Here is a 588-nt window from a genome sequence, read left to right as displayed (position 1 = left end):
TGGGCGACGGCACCGCAGTCGGTGACACCATCACGGTCACCGATCAGGATGGCAATGAGGTGTACACCGCCACCATTACCCAGGACATGCTGGACAATGGGCTTAGCCTGTCTATCCCGGCCCCGGCAGATGGCACCGCCATCACCCTGACTGCCACCGTTACCGATCCGGCGGGCAACACCGCCGAAGGCTCTGACAGTGCGGTACTGAGCAGCGGCCCGGCGGCCCCAACGGTCACCATTACCGAAGATGCCAACGACGATGGCTACATCAATGACGCTGAGCTCGACGGTCAGGTAAACATCACCATTACCCTGGCAGCCGGCACTGAAGTAGGTGACACCATTGAAGTGACTGACCAGGGTGGCAATGTCATCTTCTCCGGCCCGGTCACTCAGGAGATGCTGGATAATGGCCTCGACCTGAGCATCGATCCGCCTGCCACCGGCACTGAGCTGGAAATCACCGCCACGGTCACCGACAGCGCCGGCAACAGCGCCGAAGGCACTGACTCCGCCACCCTGGATTACGGCGTGGGCACCGGTGCCCCGGCGGCGCCGACTGTCGTGATTGATGAAGATGCCAACA

Annotated in this window: 1 pseudogene; it reads left to right on the top strand. The window is 62.1% G+C overall.

What is annotated here, in order from left to right:
• Positions 1 to 588: pseudogene (locus tag GMA8713_RS27950) on the top strand (hypothetical protein); the annotation flags it as partial.

It is taken from the genome of Grimontia marina, from assembly GCF_900060185.1.
GTDB classification, from domain to species: Bacteria; Pseudomonadota; Gammaproteobacteria; order Enterobacterales; family Vibrionaceae; genus Enterovibrio; species Enterovibrio marinus.
This window is presented reverse-complemented; position numbering and strand designations above follow the sequence as displayed.